The 18,795-nt window shown below is 29.6% G+C and carries 16 protein-coding genes; 9 read left to right on the top strand and 7 right to left on the bottom strand.

Annotation, left to right across the window (positions count from 1 at the left end):
- From IM532_RS08380 to IM532_RS08345, 8 genes are read left to right on the top strand one after another with little or no spacing between them, the layout of a single operon-like run.
- On the top strand, positions 1–1,065 hold the full coding sequence (locus IM532_RS08380; RefSeq protein ID WP_194183007.1) for a glycosyltransferase: 1,065 nt from the start codon (positions 1–3) through the stop codon (positions 1,063–1,065).
- A complete protein-coding gene (locus tag IM532_RS08375) occupies positions 1,066–2,055 on the top strand; it encodes a glycosyltransferase family 2 protein (RefSeq protein ID WP_194183006.1) in 990 nt (329 codons plus the stop codon). It abuts the gene before it with no gap.
- Positions 2,056–2,061: 6 nt separating this feature from the next.
- On the top strand, positions 2,062–3,177 hold the full coding sequence (locus IM532_RS08370; RefSeq protein ID WP_194183005.1) for an EpsG family protein: 1,116 nt from the start codon (positions 2,062–2,064) through the stop codon (positions 3,175–3,177).
- Positions 3,165–3,914: a glycosyltransferase family 2 protein gene (locus tag IM532_RS08365; protein ID WP_194183004.1), complete on the top strand. Its 750-nt coding sequence runs from the start codon at positions 3,165–3,167 to the stop codon at positions 3,912–3,914. Before IM532_RS08370 ends, IM532_RS08365 begins: the two co-directional genes overlap by 13 nt.
- Positions 3,901–5,001, top strand: coding sequence for an MraY family glycosyltransferase (locus IM532_RS08360; protein ID WP_194183003.1), 1,101 nt, complete (start codon positions 3,901–3,903; stop codon positions 4,999–5,001). The genes IM532_RS08365 and IM532_RS08360 overlap by 14 nt, the downstream gene beginning before the upstream one ends.
- Positions 5,001–5,786 (top strand): polysaccharide biosynthesis/export family protein, encoded by a 786-nt coding sequence (locus IM532_RS08355; protein ID WP_228063692.1) that lies wholly within the window; start codon positions 5,001–5,003, stop codon positions 5,784–5,786. Before IM532_RS08360 ends, IM532_RS08355 begins: the two co-directional genes overlap by 1 nt.
- Positions 5,786–8,233 carry an exopolysaccharide transport family protein gene (locus tag IM532_RS08350; RefSeq protein ID WP_194183002.1) on the top strand — a complete coding sequence of 816 codons (2,448 nt, stop codon included), beginning with the start codon at positions 5,786–5,788 and terminating at the stop codon, positions 8,231–8,233. Before IM532_RS08355 ends, IM532_RS08350 begins: the two co-directional genes overlap by 1 nt.
- A 1-nt stretch (position 8,234) precedes the next feature.
- Entirely contained in the window at positions 8,235–8,804 is a 570-nt protein-coding gene (locus tag IM532_RS08345; RefSeq protein WP_194183001.1) for a sugar transferase, read from the top strand.
- Positions 8,805–8,856: 52 nt separating this feature from the next.
- Here the strand turns inward: IM532_RS08345 and IM532_RS08340 are convergent, their stop codons facing one another.
- The 4 genes from IM532_RS08340 to glmM form a co-directional block, all read right to left on the bottom strand.
- Positions 8,857–10,485, bottom strand: coding sequence for an acyl-CoA carboxylase subunit beta (locus IM532_RS08340; protein WP_194183000.1), 1,629 nt, complete (start codon positions 10,483–10,485; stop codon positions 8,857–8,859).
- 66 nt (positions 10,486–10,551) lie between these two features.
- Positions 10,552–11,136: an acyl carrier protein phosphodiesterase gene (locus IM532_RS08335; protein ID WP_194182999.1), complete on the bottom strand. Its 585-nt coding sequence runs from the start codon at positions 11,134–11,136 to the stop codon at positions 10,552–10,554.
- 93 nt (positions 11,137–11,229) lie between these two features.
- Complete coding sequence (locus IM532_RS08330) at positions 11,230–12,594, bottom strand: tetratricopeptide repeat protein (RefSeq protein ID WP_194182998.1); 1,365 nt, start codon at positions 12,592–12,594, stop codon at positions 11,230–11,232.
- An 86-nt stretch (positions 12,595–12,680) separates the two neighbouring features.
- On the bottom strand, positions 12,681–14,063 hold the full coding sequence (gene glmM / locus IM532_RS08325; RefSeq protein ID WP_194182997.1) for a phosphoglucosamine mutase: 1,383 nt from the start codon (positions 14,061–14,063) through the stop codon (positions 12,681–12,683).
- A gap of 115 nt (positions 14,064–14,178) precedes the next feature.
- Here glmM and IM532_RS08320 point away from each other — a divergent pair, with 115 nt between their 5' ends.
- Entirely contained in the window at positions 14,179–14,463 is a 285-nt protein-coding gene (locus IM532_RS08320) for a GlsB/YeaQ/YmgE family stress response membrane protein (protein ID WP_449533907.1), read from the top strand.
- Positions 14,464–14,513: 50 nt separating this feature from the next.
- Here IM532_RS08320 and IM532_RS08315 read toward each other — a convergent pair whose 3' ends face one another.
- The 3 genes from IM532_RS08315 to IM532_RS08305 form a co-directional block, all read right to left on the bottom strand.
- Positions 14,514–15,080 (bottom strand): acetate uptake transporter, encoded by a 567-nt coding sequence (locus IM532_RS08315; protein ID WP_194182996.1) that lies wholly within the window; start codon positions 15,078–15,080, stop codon positions 14,514–14,516.
- Positions 15,081–15,297: 217 nt separating this feature from the next.
- Positions 15,298–17,142 carry a membrane protein insertase YidC gene (gene yidC, locus IM532_RS08310; RefSeq protein WP_194182995.1) on the bottom strand — a complete coding sequence of 615 codons (1,845 nt, stop codon included), beginning with the start codon at positions 17,140–17,142 and terminating at the stop codon, positions 15,298–15,300.
- The gene (locus tag IM532_RS08305) at positions 17,120–18,775 is read right to left on the bottom strand and encodes a CTP synthase (RefSeq protein ID WP_194182994.1); all 1,656 of its coding nucleotides are present in this window, start codon (positions 18,773–18,775) and stop codon (positions 17,120–17,122) included. Before IM532_RS08305 ends, yidC begins: the two co-directional genes overlap by 23 nt.
- Positions 18,776–18,795: the final 20 nt, after the last annotated feature.

Here is an 18,795-nt window from a genome sequence, read left to right as displayed (position 1 = left end):
TTGAAAACAATACTATTCATATTACCTGACCTGAATCAAGGTGGAGCTGAGCGTGTGATTACAACGCTTTGCAATGAATTGGACCGAACGAAGTTTTGTCCAAAATTAGTGTTGTTCAAAAAAGAAGGGCATTATCTGAATCATTTAAAAAAGGATGTTGAAATTATCGAACTGAATGTAGAACGCATTCGTTATTCAATTTTTAAGATTGTTCCGTTGATTCAAAAACTTCAACCTGAAATAATATTTACAGGTTGGGGTGAAATTTCAGCATTTTTATCACCATTGATTCCTTTGTTCAAAAATACAAGGTTTATTACTCGTGAAACGAATGTAGTTTCTCAACATGTGACACGAAAAGAGATTTTATTTTTCTATCGTTTTTATAATAATTTTCATCAAATCATTGCGCAAAGTGATGATATGAAAAATGACTTATTTAAAAATTTTAAAATTTCGGAAAATCGAATCGTAAAGATCAATAATCCAGTGGATTTCGATTTGATTAATCAAATGAAATCTGAAAGTTATGATTTAGGTTTTGACAAGAGCTATAAAAATATTGTGGCGATTGGAAATCTATCACCAAGGAAAGGATTCGATTTATTATTAAATGTAATGAAAGAATTGAAAGATGAAAAAATCAAATTAACAATCTTGGGCGATGGAGCTTTTAAGGATGAATTGTTTCAACAAAAAGAATTGTTGAAATTGGATAACGTAACGTTTAAAGGGAATGTTCCAAATCCATTCGTTTATTTAAAGGAAGCAGATCTGTTTATTATATCTTCACGCTACGAAGGTTTTCCTAATGTATTGTTGGAAGCTGGTGCGTGTGGAACGTATAGTTTGGCGAATAATTGTCCAGGTGGAATAAATGAAATCATCCAAGATAAAATCAATGGAGAAATTCATTCAATTGAAGATTCTAAAGGTTTTTCAGCTAAAATTAAAATCATTTTAGCTGAAGAGCATTCATCAGAAAAGATTATAAATAGTATTCAATCTCGTTTTAGTAAAGAAATTATTATCAAACAATACGAAACCATTTTTGAAAATATATAAATGAATTCATCGCCAAAAATATCAGTGATTGTACCGGTTTACAATACAGCCCTTTATTTACCGAAGTGTTTGGATTCTATATTGAATCAAACGTTTGGTGATTTTGAGCTGTTAGTAGTGAACGATGGTTCGAAAGATAATTCACAACAAATCATTGATCAATATGTTGAGAAAGATAAGCGTATAGTATCAATTATTAAAGAAAATGGTGGATTAAGCGATGCTAGAAACGTCGGTATTGATCAGGCTAAAGGCGAATATATTGCGTTTATTGATTCTGACGATTATATCGATTCAAAAATGTTTGAAAAAATGATGGATTTAGCTCAAAAGCATCAATCTGAAATTGTTTTTTGTGATTTAGTAAAAGTTGATGAAAATGGAAAAGAGTTTAGAGATTTACGGCAATCACCACAATTACCAGAAAAAATTATCCTAAATGATGATTTGACGATATTTGGAGAAATGAGTTGTTTTGCATGTAATAAATTATTCAAACGCTCATTATTTGAAAAGCATCGCTTTCAAAAAGGAATTCATTTTGAAGATATCGAATTGATTCCAAAATTAGTTATAGACTCGATCATAATTTCGAAAATCAATCAACCATTCTATAAATATTTTGAACGTCAAGATTCGATTACAAAAACGCATACACGAAAAGGATTGGATATGTTTATTGCCATTGAAAACATTACAAATTATTTTAAGCAAAGTCAATATAATAACAATTTAAATGAATTGAAACGTTTTCAAATTATTCAAGGCTACTATTCGTATTTAGCATATGTAGCGTATGTGAAAGATAAATTTTTAAAGGCAGAAATGGTTGATGAATTATCTCAATTTTTAAAATCTAATGGTCTGTCAAATTCCGAAATTAGAAATTATAAAAGATTTGAAAATAATTATTTATCTTCATTACCGTTCAAAAAGAAAATCTTTTATGCAATCTCATTATTTAACCTTAAACTCATAATAAAATTGTAAACTAACATGAGTTTTATTTATTATTTAATTTTCACATTACTGGTAATAACTTCTTTTTTAGAATTTTCGAAAGGAGAAAAAACAAGTAAGCAATGGTATAAAATAATTGTTGTGATAATGATGCTAACTGCTGGATTAGGTTATGGTCTTAGTCCGGATTGGATAGCTTATTTCAGAGCTTTTAGGGATATTGATATTATTGATTGGAATGATTTAAAACGATATAGTGATTATCAATCAATGGAGATTGGCTATATAGTTTTTAATAAAATTTATAATGATATAGGTTTTGGCTTTGGAATGCTATCTTTAACGTTAGTTATTATTTCACTCTACTTAAAATCTTTAACGATATATAAATATACTGGTTTACCTGCACTAGCTTTATTTATGTATGCCATACCTACATTTATGTTTGAAGAACATGTACATATTCGGCAAGGTATGGCATGTGCTATAACTTTATATTCAATAAAATATATAATTGATAAGAAATTACTAAAATTTATACTATGTATTGTAATAGCTTATCAATTTCATGAATCATGTATTGTTTTTATTTTAGCTTATTGGATTGTACGAGTTAAATTCAATCAATTATTAATGGGATGGATTGTAACTGTAGCTATTTTAGGTAATTATTTAGGATTAACCTCTATAATAGAAGTTATTATGGAGTTTATGCCTTTTGGACAAGAAAAATTTGCAGATTATCAATCAGATTTAGATACAGAATCCGCGATAGCAGTAGGAGATATAGTAAAGGTTTTAACAACAATGTCTATTATTATATATAATAAATATGCTGAACATGATAAACTGTATTGCATGTTTAGAAATTTATTATTAATGGGTATTGTTTTATATTTCTTTTTAGGAAAAGGTATTTTTGGAATACGTTTGCCAGGGTACTATCTTGTTTTTTTAGGATTAACAGTTTCAAGATTAGTTTATATATTTTCAGGAGATCAATTAAAAAGAAATCTTTTATACTATAGTTTTGTATTTTATACTATTTTTCTGATTTTTTGGTTTCAATATAAACAAGGTCATAAATCTAATTTTGCAAATTATAAAACCTTCTTTAGTAATGAATCAATATATGGGATATGGAAGAATTAGTTTCAATAATAACACCTTGTTATAACTCAGAAAAGTATATTACTGAAACATATGAATCCATAAAAAATCAGAGTTATACTAATTGGGAATGGATTATTGTTGATGATTGTTCTACCGATAGATCAATGGATATAATTAAATCATTTAATGATACACGTATTAATCTTAGTATAAATAAAATAAATTCTGGAGCTGCCATATCGAGGAATAAAGCATTAGATATAGCCCAGGGAAGATATATTACTTTTATTGATAGTGATGATATTTGGATGAAAGATTTTTTAGAAAAATCTGTAAATTATCTGAAATTTGAGAATGAAGAATTAGTCTATTCAACTTATAAGCGGGTAAATGAGAATTTAGAAGAAATATTAGATGATTTTATAGCAGAAGATTTTATTGATAAAAATAGAATTTTATATAATTGTCCAATTCCTATGCTAACTTCTGTTTACGATACAAAGCGAATCGGTAAGATTTATTTTCCATCTGTCGAACTGAGAGAAGATCATGCAATGTGGATAGAATTGCTTCAGAAAGTGAAATACGCACGAGCAATAACTGAACCGCTTGGAATTTATAGGATTAGAGATAATTCCGTTTCTCGAAATAAACTAATTATAGCAAAAATGCAATTTAATTTGTATTATAAACATTTAAATATGAATTTACTTAAATCAGGTTTTTATACACTGAGTTGGGGCTTAAATGGACTTAAGAAATATGGAAAACTTTAGACTTTTAGATTTCTTATATCAACTTAGTATTTCTCCTGTATATATTAATATAATCGGAGCTTTTTCATTTGCTTTTTTTATAACAATCATATCTATCCCAAAGATTATAAGAATATCTTTCAAAAAAGGATTGATGGATGTACCTGAGGCAAGGAGCTCACATGTGAACAAGGTACCAACCTTGGGAGGTGTAGCACTTTTTTTTGGGATAGTTGTATCCACTTCTATTTTTGCAACAGAATTAGGAGCTAATTATGCCTTCTTTTTATCAGCCATTACAATATTATTTTTCGTGGGTCTAATGGATGATCTATTAGTAGTAGCTCCGGATAAAAAACTTTATGCTCAATTAATAAGTACTACATTAATTATTTTTGGGTCAGGAATAATGATTAATTCTTTTTATGGACTTTTTGGAATTTATGAACTGAATTATTGGGTAGGTGTTATAATTACATATATAGTTTTTATTGTTTTAATTAATGCATACAACCTAATTGACGGAATTGATGGATTAGCATCAGGTGTTGGTATAGTAATTTCACTAGCTTTTATTTTTATATTTTATAGAATTTTTGATTATAGCATAGGAATATTAGCAATATCAATTGTAGCAGTATTGGTTGGATTTCTAAAATATAATTTGTCTGAAAGATTCAAAATCTTCATGGGTGATACTGGATCTATGGTAATAGGTTTTATATTAACTTTTATGGCTATTCGATTTTTGTACATAGCAGGATTGCCATCTTATAGTATAGTTACTGCTCCAGTACTATTATTATTTATTTTTGCCATTCCGGTTATAGATACATTAAATGTTTTTATTGTAAGAGTTTTACAAAAGAAACATCCTTTGAAGCCCGACAAAAATCATTTGCATCATCAAATTTTAAAATTGGGATATACACATATACAAACTACTATAATTATTGTCATAATAAATATAGTATTCGTCATAATAGGATATTATTTGAGAAATTTAGAAATCAACAAACTTTTTTTGATATTTTTACTACTTTCAATTAGCTTTGTTGCCTTATTAAGATATCTTACCTATATTAATAACACTAACCAAAAAACATGATGGAAAAAATATTAAATAAGACATTCATATTATTTATCATATCAATGATTACATCTTGTATATCTCTAAAAGATGTACAATTAATTCAGCCAGATTCAAATTTAAAGTTGGATAGTAAAGGAATGATTGAATATAATATTCCAGAATACTATATTCAAAAAAATGATATGTTATTGATAAATGTTTCTTCTGTCAACCCATCAACTTTAGGTATTTTAAGTGATTTTACTACTTCAGGAAATAGAACTTTCTCTCAAAATCAAAATCAAGGTGTTATGGTAAGAGAAGATGGTAAAATTGAATTACCGAGGATTGGTAAAATTGAAGTTGAAGGTTTAACTATAAAACAAGCTAGAGAAAAAATTGAAGGTGAATTCTATAAAATATATACACCAGAAGGTACTTATATAGATGTTAATTTAGCAGGTATCGAGTATACAATTGTCGGAGAAACTAATAACGGTGTTTTTAGAGCAAATAAAAAAGATATGACCATTATCGAAGCTTTTGCAAGAACTGGTAATAATAATATCTATGCTGATTTAAAAAATGTACGAATTATTCGTACAACTCCAGATGGGTCTAAACAAGTAAATGTAGATTTAACCAAAGAATCAATCATGAATTCAGAATATTATTGGATTCAGAATAATGATATCATTGTTGTTAATCCTCGTAAAGAGAAAGTATGGGGTGTAGGACTTAATCCGTTATCTGTTGTAACTACGGTTATGGGAGTGTTAGGAACAATCTTAGGTGTGTATTTATTTTTTGATCGCTTTTAATGGATAATCAAACTAAAAAACAACAAAAGAAAGGAGATATCATTGATATTGAAAGGTTAATACCTCGATTAATCTCAGCATGGCCTTTATATATATTATCAACAATAATTTGTTTACTTATTGCCTATTATCTAAACAATTGGAAATTTGATAAAATATATAGCGCATCTACGACTTTTAAAATTTCAAGTAATTCTGCTAATAATTCTACAGCTAACAATTCTATCAACTTTATATGGGGTGGAAATAGTAATAAAGTAGATGCATTATCTTATACTTTATCTTCCCGTGTTCATAATGAAAAAGTGGTTAAGAAAACATCTTCATTCATATTTTATTATGAAGAGGGAAAAATTAAAAAATCTGATATTTATAAATTAGATGCACCTTTTACAATTGAAATTGATACTGCTCATAATCAAATTATTAGATCTGAAATTTCTATTGAAAATCTTTCTGCTACTAAGTTTAAAATAAAAGTTTTGAACGAAGACGGAAAGCTGTATAATTATATGAACGATAGTATAATTTCGAATGCAAAACTTTCTTTACCTTCTCAAGGTGTCTACAATCAGTGGATAGAAACTAAAAATTATAAGTTTAGAGTAAAAAAGAATTTAAAACATTTTGATACAAATAAATACAGCTTTATGCTTGTTTCTATGCCAGAAGCAACTAGAAGAGTTATGCAAAATTTTAATGTCGTTCAGGCTTCAAAAATTGCAAGTATTATTTCTGTTTCAAAAAATTCAAAGAGTTTAAATGAGTCTGTAGATTTATTAAATAAGTCGATTGGTGTTTTAATTGAAACTGAATTAGCTGAGAAAAATATTACGTCTATTAAAACTAGGACATATTTAACTGAACAAATAAAGCGTATAAGATTTAAGCTGGATAGTGCAACAGCTAATTTACAAGAATTACAAAAGAAAAACGGTATCTATAATTTTGATGCTAAAAAATCTCAAATTCTTTCTAGTTTAACTCAATATGATAAGGAAAAATTAATGTTAGAGGAGAGAATTAGTGCTTTGCGCACATTAACTCCAAAATCAAATTCTAGTATTAATAATTTAATCGCATTAAACATTGCAGGATTAGATGTTTCTTTTTTCATGTCGAATGTAAGTAAATTAGAAGCTTTAGAAAATCAAAAATTAGAATTACTTAAACAATTCCAAAAGAATACCACAGAGATCAGAAATATAGATCAAAAAATAGCTGAAGCAAGATTAGCTATAGATAACATTGTTAATGCACATATTACAAAATTAAATACTGATTTAGCACAAGTAAATGCTAAAATTCAAGAAATTGAATTTAAAGTTGAAGAATTGCCTTTTCAAGAAATTGAGTTTTTAGAAGCTAACCGTGCTTTTGAAATGAATAATAATTTATATTCTAGCTTAATTTCTCAATTAAATGCTACAGGGCTAACATTAGCTTCTAATATCTCTGATATTACGATTATAGATCCAGCAAAAAATCTAAACCAGGCACCAATTGGTCCGGATACGAAAAAGAATTACCTAATTGCTTTAGCAATAGGATTGGTTCTTCCTTTGTTATATGTCGTAATTAAAGAATTACTTGATTTTAAAGTTAAAACGATTAAAGATATTACTTCCAGAACTCATATTCCTTTAGTTGGTACAGTTGGTGATTTGGGGGATAATTCCGCATTAATTGTTTTAAATAGTCCAAAATCAGGTTTATCAGAATCTTTTAGAGCTATACGATCAAATCTTAAGTTTTTGTATAGAGATGAGCCTTTACATCCAACTAATAAAACGATTTTAATGACGTCATTTATTGGTGGTGAAGGAAAAACTTTTACATCGATGAACTTGTCAACTGTATTAGGTTCTACTGATAAGAAAGCTATTTTGATTGGGATGGATTTGCGTAAACCTAAAATATTTGATGATTTTAAAATCAGTAACAAGTTAGGAGTTACAAATTATATTACAGGAAATGCGAAATTAGAAGATATTATTCAAAATACAGTTTTACCTAATTTAGATATTATCACAGCAGGTCCAATACCACCAAATCCTTCTGAATTAATTTTAAGTAAACATATGGATGAGTTCTTTAGAGAACTTAAAGATAGATATGATTTTATTGTTATAGATTCTCCACCAATTGGGCTTGTAGCTGATTCTTATGATTTGATGAAGTATGCAGACTGTACATTATATATTACGAGATATAATTATTCTGAAAAGAATTTTATAAATACTATTTCTAATAAATATGACGAAGGAGAAATAAAAAATGTTGGTGTTATCATTAACGGATTCAAAGTTCGAGCTGGATACGGTTATGGATACGGTTATGGATATGGGTACGGTTATGGGTATTTTGATGAAGACCAAATTTTTGATGATTCACTGAAAGGAAAGGTTAAACGTTTATTTTTTAGAATTAAAGAACGTTTCTTCTAATATGTTAATAAAGAGTATATTTGATTATATAATGGCATTAATCCTACTAATTTTATTAGTAGGATTAATCATTTGTATGATTTTTATTTCGACTTTAGATACAAAAGATTTTGGCCTTTTTAAGCAAAGAAGAGTAGGTAAGTGTGGTAAAGTTTTTTTAATTTATAAAATTAGAACAATGAGAGGAATACAAAAAGATACAATTACTACTTCATCTCACGAAATTACAAAAATTGGACAGTTTTTTAGGGATTATAAATTAGATGAACTACCTCAGCTTATTAATATATTGAAAGGGGAAATGAGCTTTGTAGGACCTCGGCCCGATGTGGAAGGATATGCAGATATACTAAAGGGAGAAGATCGCTTGATGCTACAAGTAAAGCCTGGAATTACAGGGCCAGCACAGTTAAAGTATAGAAAGGAAGAAGAAATACTTTCGAAAGTAGATAATCCAATTTGGTATAACGATAACGTTTTGTGGCCAGATAAGGTGAAAATAAATATAGAATATGTAAAAAATTGGAGTTTTAAGAAAGATATAAATTATATCATTAAAACTGTAATATAAAAAAGGAGAGCTCTTAAATCGAACTCTCCTTTTTAGTTATTTATAAGTTATATTAAACTTGTATCACACCTAAGTTAAACTGTTTCTCAATAGGAGCATGATCTGCAGCCTCAATACCTAATGAAATCCATTTACGCGTATCTAGTGGATCAATTATACCATCAGTCCATAATCTAGATGCAGCATAATAGGGACTAGTTTGTGCAGTGTATTTATCTGTAATCTCTTTAAGAAGTTCTTCTTTTTTAACCTCATCAATTTCTACTCCTTTACTTTTTAAAGTTGCTTCCTGAATTTGTAAAAGAACTTTAGCAGCCTGTTCTCCTCCCATAACTGCTAATTGAGCAGAAGGCCAAGCAGCAATTAGTCTTGGGTCGTAAGCTTTTCCACACATCGCATAATTACCAGCTCCATATGAATTTCCGATTACTATTGTGAACTTTGGAACTACCGAGTTAGAAACTGCATTTACCATTTTCGCACCATCTTTTATAATTCCTCCATGTTCGGATTTTGAACCTACCATAAATCCTGTTACGTCTTGTAAAAATACTAAAGGAATTTTCTTTTGGTTACAATTAGCAATAAATCGGGTAGCTTTATCAGCAGAATCAGAGTAAATTACACCACCAAACTGCATTCCGTCTTTTACGGACTTTACAATTTTTCGTTGATTAGCAACAATCCCAACAGCCCATCCGTCGATACGTGCATATGCAGTTATTATTGTTTTACCATAATCTGCTTTATATTCATCAAATTCTGAGTTATCAACCAAACGTTTGATAATTTCATACATATCATATTGTTCAGCTCTGGAAATAGGTAAAATGCCGTAAATTTCTTTTTCATCCAAAGATGGTTTTGATGATTCTATTCTATTAAATCCAGCTTTATCATAATCTCCAATTTTAGACATAACTGATTTAATTCTATTCAGGCAATCTTGGTCGTCTTTTGCTTTATAATCCGTAACACCAGAAATTTCACAATGTGTAGTTGCACCACCAAGTGTTTCGTTATCAATATCTTCTCCAATAGCAGCTTTTACTAGATAACTTCCTGCTAAAAATATAGAGCCAGTTTTATCTACTATTAGCGCTTCATCACTCATTATTGGTAAATAAGCTCCACCAGCTACACAACTTCCCATAACAGCAGCTATTTGAGTGATTCCCATAGAAGACATAATGGCATTATTACGAAAAATACGTCCAAAATGTTCTTTATCAGGGAAAATTTCATCTTGCATAGGTAGATAAACACCGGCACTATCTACTAAATAAATAATAGGCAATTTATTTTCCATTGCAATTTCTTGTGCTCTTAAGTTTTTCTTCCCAGTTATTGGGAACCAAGCACCAGCTTTTACAGTTGCGTCATTTGCTACTACTATACATTGCTTACCAGAAACATAACCAATTTTTATTACTACGCCTCCCGAAGGACATCCGCCGTGTTCTTGGTACATTTCATCTCCAACCAAAGCTCCAATTTCTATAGATGGTTTATTATCATCTAATAGATAATCAATTCTTTCTCTTGCAGTTAATTTGCCTTTATTTTTGTGTGCTTCAATTCTTTTTTTTCCACCGCCTAAATAAACCTCATTTAATTTATTTCTTAATTTAGACAGTTGCAATTTATTGTAATCTTCTCTTTTATTGAATGTTAAATCCATTGTGGTTTTTATTTTTTTTGGAATCTAATTTTTGTTTGTTATAGCGTAGTAATATAATATTTATTATTAATTTTCTTTAATATATCGTTGACAATGATTAATTAAATCAGGAAAAAATTCAAGGAAATCTTGTTCAATTTCATTTTCATAAAGTTGAATAGCAGGTAAAGAATTTCCTAAATTATTAACAAATTTAGTTCTTTTGCTCAATCCAATTAATGTTTTTTGAATACCTTCTAATGAACTATAATTCTCAAACCAGTCCTGTTTTAACATATAATCTAGCATATATTGTAACTCTGCTGGGAAATTATCATAGTTATGAATAAATAACTCATAACAATTTTGTTTGAATAAATAGAATGAAGTTGGGTGGTATTTTCTCCAATGCTTGATTAAAAAATAATCATATAGTAAATCTACAATAATAGGAGAATATTTATGATGTGTTGTATGAAAATACGTAGTACTGCGTTTTACAATTTCATGCGAATCAGTATAAGAATCGATCTCACGATGTAGTAAAATTCCTTTTTTTATATCTGTTGGATAAGCATTGAATTTATTGCCTTTTACTATTTCACCCAACAAATTACCAATTTGTATGGAGGGATTATTGAAGGATAAAAATTGATGTGCGACTAAATTCATATTTTAAAATTGACTTTTAAATATACTCTAAAAATACTGAATAGTATTTGTTTTTAAAGTAATTTAAAAATCAATTATATAAGGAAAACAATTTTAGTCCCTTGTTTCAGAGAAGTATTTTTGTAAAATAGGATATTTTTCTAAAAATTCCTCTTTTTTAGTTTTGTCTAATTCTAGGGCTTTATGAAAAGCTTCGTTACCTAGTTTTTCATCTCCCAAATGAAAATAGCAACAGCTTAATTGGTAATAAATTTCAGATCTATTAAAGTGTATTAAAGCAAGTAAACTTTCTTTGATGGCAATCTCATATTCTTCCATTACAATGTTTGCTTCTATAAGAGCAAGCCAATTGTTAAGATACATAGGTTCTATTTCAACAATTGTTCTGTAACTTTGGATTGCTTCTTCATATAATCCAAGTTTAATTAAAATATAGCAGTGAGTTTTCCAATAATCAATATTTTGACTATCAAGATCTAGAGCTCTATTAATATAGAACAGCGCTTCTTGATAATTTTCCAAGCTTGAATATAAGTTTGCTGTTTTACCCCATACTTTATCTAATTGAGGATCCTCTTTTATCGAAAGATGATATGATTTTAGAGCTTTTAAAGGTTGGTGTAATTTTTCGTAACACTCGCCAATTTTTAAATATGTAATAGCTGCAGAATCATCATATTCTAATGTCTCTTCGTAGCACAATATAGCTTCTTCGTAACGAGCAAGTTTTTGTAACATAACTGCCTTCTGAGAATGTCCTGAAATACTAGTAGGGTTAATTACTGTAACATAGTCAAAAGCTTCTAAGGCTTCTTCTAATTTATTTACCTTGTCATATTGGCTACCTAATTGTGCCCAAGCTTCCTCAGCAAAAGGATTTTCATCAATATAATCTTTCAAAAAATCGATGCATTTTTCGGGTTGATGCAATTCGTTATAACATTGTATAATTGAAAAGAATGAATAATCATTATCATCACTAAAATCTAAACCTTTCTTAAAATATATCAATGCATTTTCAATATCCTCAATATTGAGATATTCATTCCCGATACAATTATATATAAAGTCTAAATCTTCCTCATGTTTTGCAGCTTTAAGATAAAATTCTATTGCTTTTTTAGGGAAATTTTTAATGGCCCAAAAACGTGCTACAACAAGCTGATATTCTAAATCTTCAGATGCGATTTCTTTCAACTCCTTAATTAGCTCTGCTGCTTTTTTTAATTGGCTCAATACAAGGAAATATTCAATTTGTTTAATCTTCAATTCATAATTGTCAGGATACAATTCATAGGCATATGCTATAGCTTTTTTAGCATACTCAAAATCGTTTACATCAATATAAAATGAAATTATTTCTAATAATTGCTCAGAATCAAAATAGATATGCTCTCTTTGATCCAACATTTTTTCGAATTGTTCAATCAATTCATTGTTTAAAAACTCATCCTCCATAATTCCTTTCTAAAATAGAAAAATGCTTTTAAAAAAAAGCATTTTTCATTATTTATAGTTTTGCACAACTAATTAACATATGTATTTTAAATAATTGATTGAATGCTTGCAATCATTTTATCAGCTAATAAATTGGCAGATTCTTCAGAAGTACTTTCTGTGTAAATGCGGATAATAGGTTCTGTATTTGATTTTCTTAGGTGAACCCATTCATTTGGAAAATCAATTTTCACACCATCTACAGTATTTATTTGTTCAGTTTTATAAAGATCTTGAACCTGTTCTAATAAATGATCAACATTGATTTCTGGTGTCAATTCAATTTTCTTTTTCGCCATGAAATAGGCTGGGTAAGATGCTCTTAATTCAGAAACTGAAATTTCTTTTTCTGCTAAATGAGATAAGAATAAAGCTATACCTACTAAAGAATCGCGACCATAGTGTAATTCTGGATAAATAATTCCACCATTACCTTCGCCACCAATTTTTGCGCCAGTTGCCTTCATTTCCATAACAACATTTACTTCTCCTACTGCAGAAGGTGAGTAGCTTTGGCCATGTTTCTCAGCAATATCTCTCAATGCACGAGAAGATGATAAGTTAGATACAGTAGCTGATGGTGTTTTTCCTAAAACATAGTCAGCAACAGCAACTAGCGTATATTCTTCCCCAAACATATTTCCTTTTTCGTCGATTATAGCCAAACGATCAACATCAGGATCCACTACAATTCCGAAATCTGCTTTTTCTTCTAACACTTTAGCACAAATATCACCTAAGTGTTCTTTTAAGGGTTCTGGATTGTGTGGAAAATGACCTGTAGGCTCACAATACATTTTAATGTAATCAACGCCTAACTTATCTAATAAATTAGGAATTGAAATACCACCAGTAGAATTTACAGCGTCAATAGCAACTTTAAATTTCTTTGCTTTAATAGCTTCTACGTTAACTAAAGGTAAATCTAATATTTGATCAATATGTAGAGCGATGGCATTCTCAAATGTTTCATAAGTACCTAAATCATCAACTTCTGCAAACTGATAATCATCAGCATCTACAGTCGCTAAAATTTCTGCACCATCTTCGGCAGAAACAAATTCACCTTTTCCGTTTAATAATTTTAAGGCATTCCATTGTTTTGGATTATGAGATGCAGTTAAAATTATTCCACCATCAGCATTTAAATGTGTTACCATTACCTCAACTGTTGGTGTTGTAGATAAATCTAGATCAATAACATTAATTCCTAATCCTTGTAAAGTTGAACAAACTAATTGTGAAATCATTTGTCCTGATATGCGAGCATCACGTCCTATTACAACTTTATATGAATCTTTTTTTGTTTGATTTTTTAACCAAGTACCATAAGCGGCAGCAAACTTAACTGCATCTATTGGTGTTAAGTTATCGCCTGGTTTTCCTCCAATTGTTCCTCTAAATCCTGAAATTGATTTAATTAAAGACATAGTGTGTTTTTATTTTAAACAAATGTACAAAAAAACAAGTTTTATATATTCAATTTCAACTTGGTATGATTTTAGTTAAGGTTTATTTAACATATAAACCATAAACTAAATTATTATGATTACATCAGCTTTAATTTTTTCGTTCCTTATGAATTGGATTTCATGGGCTATTTTCGGAGTTATCGCAGGAGCAATTGCAAAAGCAATTATGCCAGGTTCAGACCCAGGAGGATTTTGGGTGACTATGCTTATAGGAATTATAGGTGCAGTTCTAGGAGGTTGGATTTCAACACTATTTTTAAATTATGACCCAAATAATTGGTCTATAGGCGGCTTTTTAGTTGCAATTGCTGGATCACTTATCTTATTATTTATATACAGAAAAGTTGCAGTGCGATAATTATATAATTAAAAAAAAGGCTTAAACATTCGTTTAAGCCTTTTTTAATATTAAAGAGGAAGTAAATTCTTTTCAAATCTTAAGTTTATCATAATAGCAGACGCTTCGTAAAAAGCTATCGAGCCACACACAATTCCAACCCAACCTGCGATATTTAAAATTTGTTCGCTACCAGTAAAATTACCTGCAGCTAGTAAAAAGAATAGTAATGTTAATGATCCAAATAATAGTTTCCCAACTGTATGTCCTTTTAATGTTTGGATAAAATTGACTAATGTGAATATTCCCCAAATTCCTAGGTAGCATCCCATCGCATTCCCATCAGGTTTCTCAGCTCCTAAAATTGGTGCCAACCATAAAAAAACTAAGGATAACCAAAATGCACCGTAGGACATAAATGCGATACTTCCAAAATTATTTCCTTTTTTCCATTCCATCACACCAGCTACAAACTGTGCTCCACCGCCAAAAAACACACCCATTCCCATTATCATACTATTAACAGGAAAGAATCCTGCATTATGAATATTTAATAAAATAGTTGTTAATGCAAATCCATATAAACCTAAAGGCCCAGGATTTGCTGTTTGGTCTTTTAAAGAGTAAATATTTTCCATAATGATTATTAAATGCAGACAATAATACACGTAATAAAATAAATAACAAACAATTTATTAAAAAAATGTGTAACATGTACACCAGTAATATGAATGTTGTTATTTAATTATTTGTTATTCAATTTTTTGGCATTAATTTATTTTAGTGTCTGTATTGAATAAAAAAATCCGTTAATTATTATTAACGGATTAGAAAATATATGAAGAATATTATTTCTTACTTTTTATTTTTTTTGGTTTGCTGTTGTTGCTCTTGCATTTCTTGAGCTTTTTTCATCATATCTTGCATACGAGAAGCAAACTTACCTTCTTTTTTAGGCTTTGCTTTGTTTTTAGCTAATATCTCATGAATCTTACTTTCATTAATCATTACTTTCTTAATGTAAAGTACAATACCAATGTTAATCGTATTAGATACTAAGTAATACCATGATAATCCAGAAGCATAATTATTAAGGAATACAAAGAAGAAAATAGGCATAATATACATCATGTATTTCATGAATTCCATATTAGGCATTCCTTCTTGTTGTGGCATTTGGAAATTATCCATTGATCCAGAAACTTTAAAGTATACTAACATCGCTACAACGTATAACATTGCAAAGATTGATAAGTGTCCATCTAAAACTGGAATCCATTCTGGAATTTTGATTAAATCATCAAATGCTGTTAAATCTCCTGCAAATAAAAATGGCTTACCTCTTAAATCAATTAAGTTAGGGAAGAAACGGAATAAAGCATAGAAAATTGGAATTTGTAATAATGCAGGTAAACATCCAGCTAAAGGATTTACACCAGCATTACGATATATTTCCATCGTTGCTTGTTGTTTCTTCATTGCATCTTTAGAATCTTTGTACTTTTCGTTGATCTCATTTAATTCAGGTTTTAAAACTTTCATTAAAGCAGATTGACGATATTGTTTGTACATAATAGGAGATAAGATTAGCTTAACAACAATTGTCATTAAGAAAATTACCCATCCATACTGAATTCCGAAGTTTGCTAATATTTTAAATACATATAAAAAGAAATACTTGTTTAAACCACCAAAGATTCCCCATCCAAAATCAATTAAATTTTGGAAACCTTTATCATTGTATTCTTTTAACATATTATACTCTAATGGTAAAAAGTCAAAAGTCAATTTATGATTTAACTCTGCATTTTTTAACTCTATATCTGATGTAAAGAAATAGTGTTTAGAAAAATTTTCATCTTCTTTTTCAGAGTTCTGAGAACCACCTTTACCATTTTTAAAGCCTTCTTCAGAAGATAAAACTGTAGAGAAGAATTGCTGTTTATTTGCTACCCAAGAAATAGGTTCTTCTTCTTCCCAAGTGTCAGATCCAAATAATTCATATTCTAAATCATTAGAATTCTTGAACTGAAAGTAAGTATGAGACCAATATTTCTCTTGATCTTTTCCTTTCTCAGTACTAAAACCATCCATTTTCCAACTTAAAAGAACTTCTTTATCTGTTGTTAAATTAGACAATCCTTGCGATTTTATTTCTAAATCAATTCCGTATGAATCTCCAATTGTATAAATGTATTGTATTTGCCCACCTTGCGATTGAGCAGTCATTGTTACAATAGAGTTTGCACTATTTTTTTCTACAGAAGGAACGAAAATTAAATCTTTCGTATTTACTTCAACACCTGCTTTAGTTTTAAAAGTAAAGTTTAAAGAGTTTGATCCATCTTTTGCTAAATATAAAGGTGCATCTTTTTTACCTTTTTCATAGGCAGTAAAATCAACTAATTGTACAGCGTCAATTTGTCCACCTTTAGCCGCGAATTTTACATTCATTTTGGCATTAGAAACTTCAACATCCTTCGCTTCTTGTGCAGCTATAGGCTGAAAAATGTTTTGCGCAATTTGAACATTTTGCTGTTCTTTCGCTTTTTCTTGTTTTTCCTTTTGGACTAACTCTTGCTTTTGTTTTTCAAGTTCTTCATCAGATGGTGTATTCCAATACATTACACCAAATAATAAAAGACCCATTAAAACAAATGCAATGATTTGATTAAAATCAAATTTTTTCTCTTGTTGCATTTAAAGTTTCAATTTGTTTGTTCGACAAAGCTGCTTCAATAAAACTAATAAATAGTGGATGTGGTGAAGCAACTGTACTTTTGTATTCTGGATGGAACTGAACTCCAATATAATATGGATGTTCTTTATGTTCTAATATTTCTACCAAATCAGTTTCTGGATTTTTTCCAACTGGAATTAACCCGTTTGAAACAAACTCATCGTAGTACTCATTATTAAATTCGTAACGGTGACGGTGACGTTCTAAGATTTCTGTTGCGTTATAAATTGTAGATAGCTTAGAAGTTTCATCTAAAGTACATTTCCAATTTCCTAATCTCATCGTTCCACCTTTATCAGTAATGTCTTTCTGACCTTCCATTAAGCTAATAACTGGGTGAGGTGTCTGAGAGTCCATTTCTGCTGAATCTGCTTTTTCGTATCCTAGTACGTTACGAGCAAATTCTATTGCCATAATCTGCATACCTAGACAAATTCCTAATGTAGGGATATTGTTGCGGCGTGCATAGTTTGCTGCGATTACTTTACCTAATATTCCTCTATCACCAAAACCAGGTGCTATTAATATTCCAGCAACACCAGCTAATTTTTCTCCAACATTATCTTCTGTTAAATCTCCAGAGTATACCCATCTTACTTTTACACCAGTTTCACATGCAGCACCTGCATGAGTGAATGCTTCTGTAATGGATTTGTAAGAGTCATGCAATGATACGTATTTTCCAACTAATGCTATTTCTACATTATTTGTTGGGTTTTTATGACTTTCTAAGAATTTTTTCCAAATTGTGAAATCAGGCTTTTGGTCATATGATAAATTTAAACCTTTTAAAACGACCTCATCAAAATCTTGTTCGTGTAATAAGAATGGAACATCATAAATTGTATTAGCGTCCATACATTCAATAACATTTTCTTTACGAACATTACAAAACTGTGCTAACTTAGCTTTAATTTCTTTAGAAATATGATGCTCTGTACGTGTTACAAGTACATTAGCATTAATTCCACTTTCCATTAAAGTACGAACTGAATGTTGAGTAGGTTTTGTTTTTAATTCACCTGAAGCAGCTAAATATGGAACCAAAGTTAAATGAATAACTAAAGAGTTATTATCACCTAGTTCCCAAATTAATTGGCGAATAGTTTCTATGTAAGGTAAAGATTCAATATCACCTACTGTACCACCAATTTCTGTGATAACAATATCATAGTCCCCAGTATTACCAAGAAGTTTAATACGACGTTTAATTTCGTTTGTGATATGAGGAATAACTTGAACAGTTTTTCCTAAGTAATCTCCACGACGCTCCTTTTCTATAACAGATTGATAAATTCTACCTGTTGTAACAGAGTTAGCCTTGGAAGTAGGGCGATTCAAATATCTTTCGTAGTGACCAAGATCAAGATCTGTTTCTGCACCATCTTCGGTAACATAACATTCCCCATGTTCGTATGGATTAAGTGTACCTGGGTCCACGTTAATATATGGGTCAAGTTTTTGGATCGTTACACGATATCCTCTTGCCTCTAGTAGCATCCCTAATGATGAAGCTACAATTCCTTTTCCTAATGATGATGTTACACCTCCTGTAACAAAAATGTATTTTGGTGTCTTGTTTGTTGTATCCATTGAAATTATTAAATCAATGG

Origin of the sequence: Faecalibacter rhinopitheci, assembly GCF_015234135.1 — a bacterium.
Taxonomy (GTDB): Bacteria; Bacteroidota; Bacteroidia; order Flavobacteriales; family Weeksellaceae; genus Empedobacter; species Empedobacter rhinopitheci.
Note: the sequence above shows the minus strand (reverse complement) of the source record. Positions and strands in the feature narration are given on the sequence as shown.

Excerpts from the sequence above, each read along its gene's own strand:
- IM532_RS08375 (WP_194183006.1), top strand. The coding sequence starts at position 1,066 with ATGAATTCATCGCCAAAAATATCAGTGATTGTACCGGTTTACAATACA.
- IM532_RS08370 (WP_194183005.1), top strand. The coding sequence starts at position 2,062 with ATGAGTTTTATTTATTATTTAATTTTCACATTACTGGTAATAACTTCT.
- IM532_RS08365 (WP_194183004.1), top strand. The coding sequence starts at position 3,165 with ATGGAAGAATTAGTTTCAATAATAACACCTTGTTATAACTCAGAAAAG.
- IM532_RS08360 (WP_194183003.1), top strand. The coding sequence starts at position 3,901 with ATGGAAAACTTTAGACTTTTAGATTTCTTATATCAACTTAGTATTTCT.
- IM532_RS08355 (WP_228063692.1), top strand. The coding sequence starts at position 5,001 with ATGGAAAAAATATTAAATAAGACATTCATATTATTTATCATATCAATG.
- IM532_RS08350 (WP_194183002.1), top strand. The coding sequence starts at position 5,786 with ATGGATAATCAAACTAAAAAACAACAAAAGAAAGGAGATATCATTGAT.
- IM532_RS08345 (WP_194183001.1), top strand. The coding sequence starts at position 8,235 with ATGTTAATAAAGAGTATATTTGATTATATAATGGCATTAATCCTACTA.
- IM532_RS08340 (WP_194183000.1), bottom strand. The coding sequence starts at position 10,485 with ATGGATTTAACATTCAATAAAAGAGAAGATTACAATAAATTGCAACTG.
- IM532_RS08335 (WP_194182999.1), bottom strand. The coding sequence starts at position 11,136 with ATGAATTTAGTCGCACATCAATTTTTATCCTTCAATAATCCCTCCATA.
- IM532_RS08330 (WP_194182998.1), bottom strand. The coding sequence starts at position 12,594 with ATGGAGGATGAGTTTTTAAACAATGAATTGATTGAACAATTCGAAAAA.
- glmM (WP_194182997.1), bottom strand. The coding sequence starts at position 14,063 with ATGTCTTTAATTAAATCAATTTCAGGATTTAGAGGAACAATTGGAGGA.
- IM532_RS08320 (WP_449533907.1), top strand. The coding sequence starts at position 14,179 with ATGATTACATCAGCTTTAATTTTTTCGTTCCTTATGAATTGGATTTCA.
- IM532_RS08315 (WP_194182996.1), bottom strand. The coding sequence starts at position 15,080 with ATGGAAAATATTTACTCTTTAAAAGACCAAACAGCAAATCCTGGGCCT.
- yidC (WP_194182995.1), bottom strand. The coding sequence starts at position 17,142 with ATGCAACAAGAGAAAAAATTTGATTTTAATCAAATCATTGCATTTGTT.
- IM532_RS08305 (WP_194182994.1), bottom strand. The coding sequence starts at position 18,775 with ATGGATACAACAAACAAGACACCAAAATACATTTTTGTTACAGGAGGT.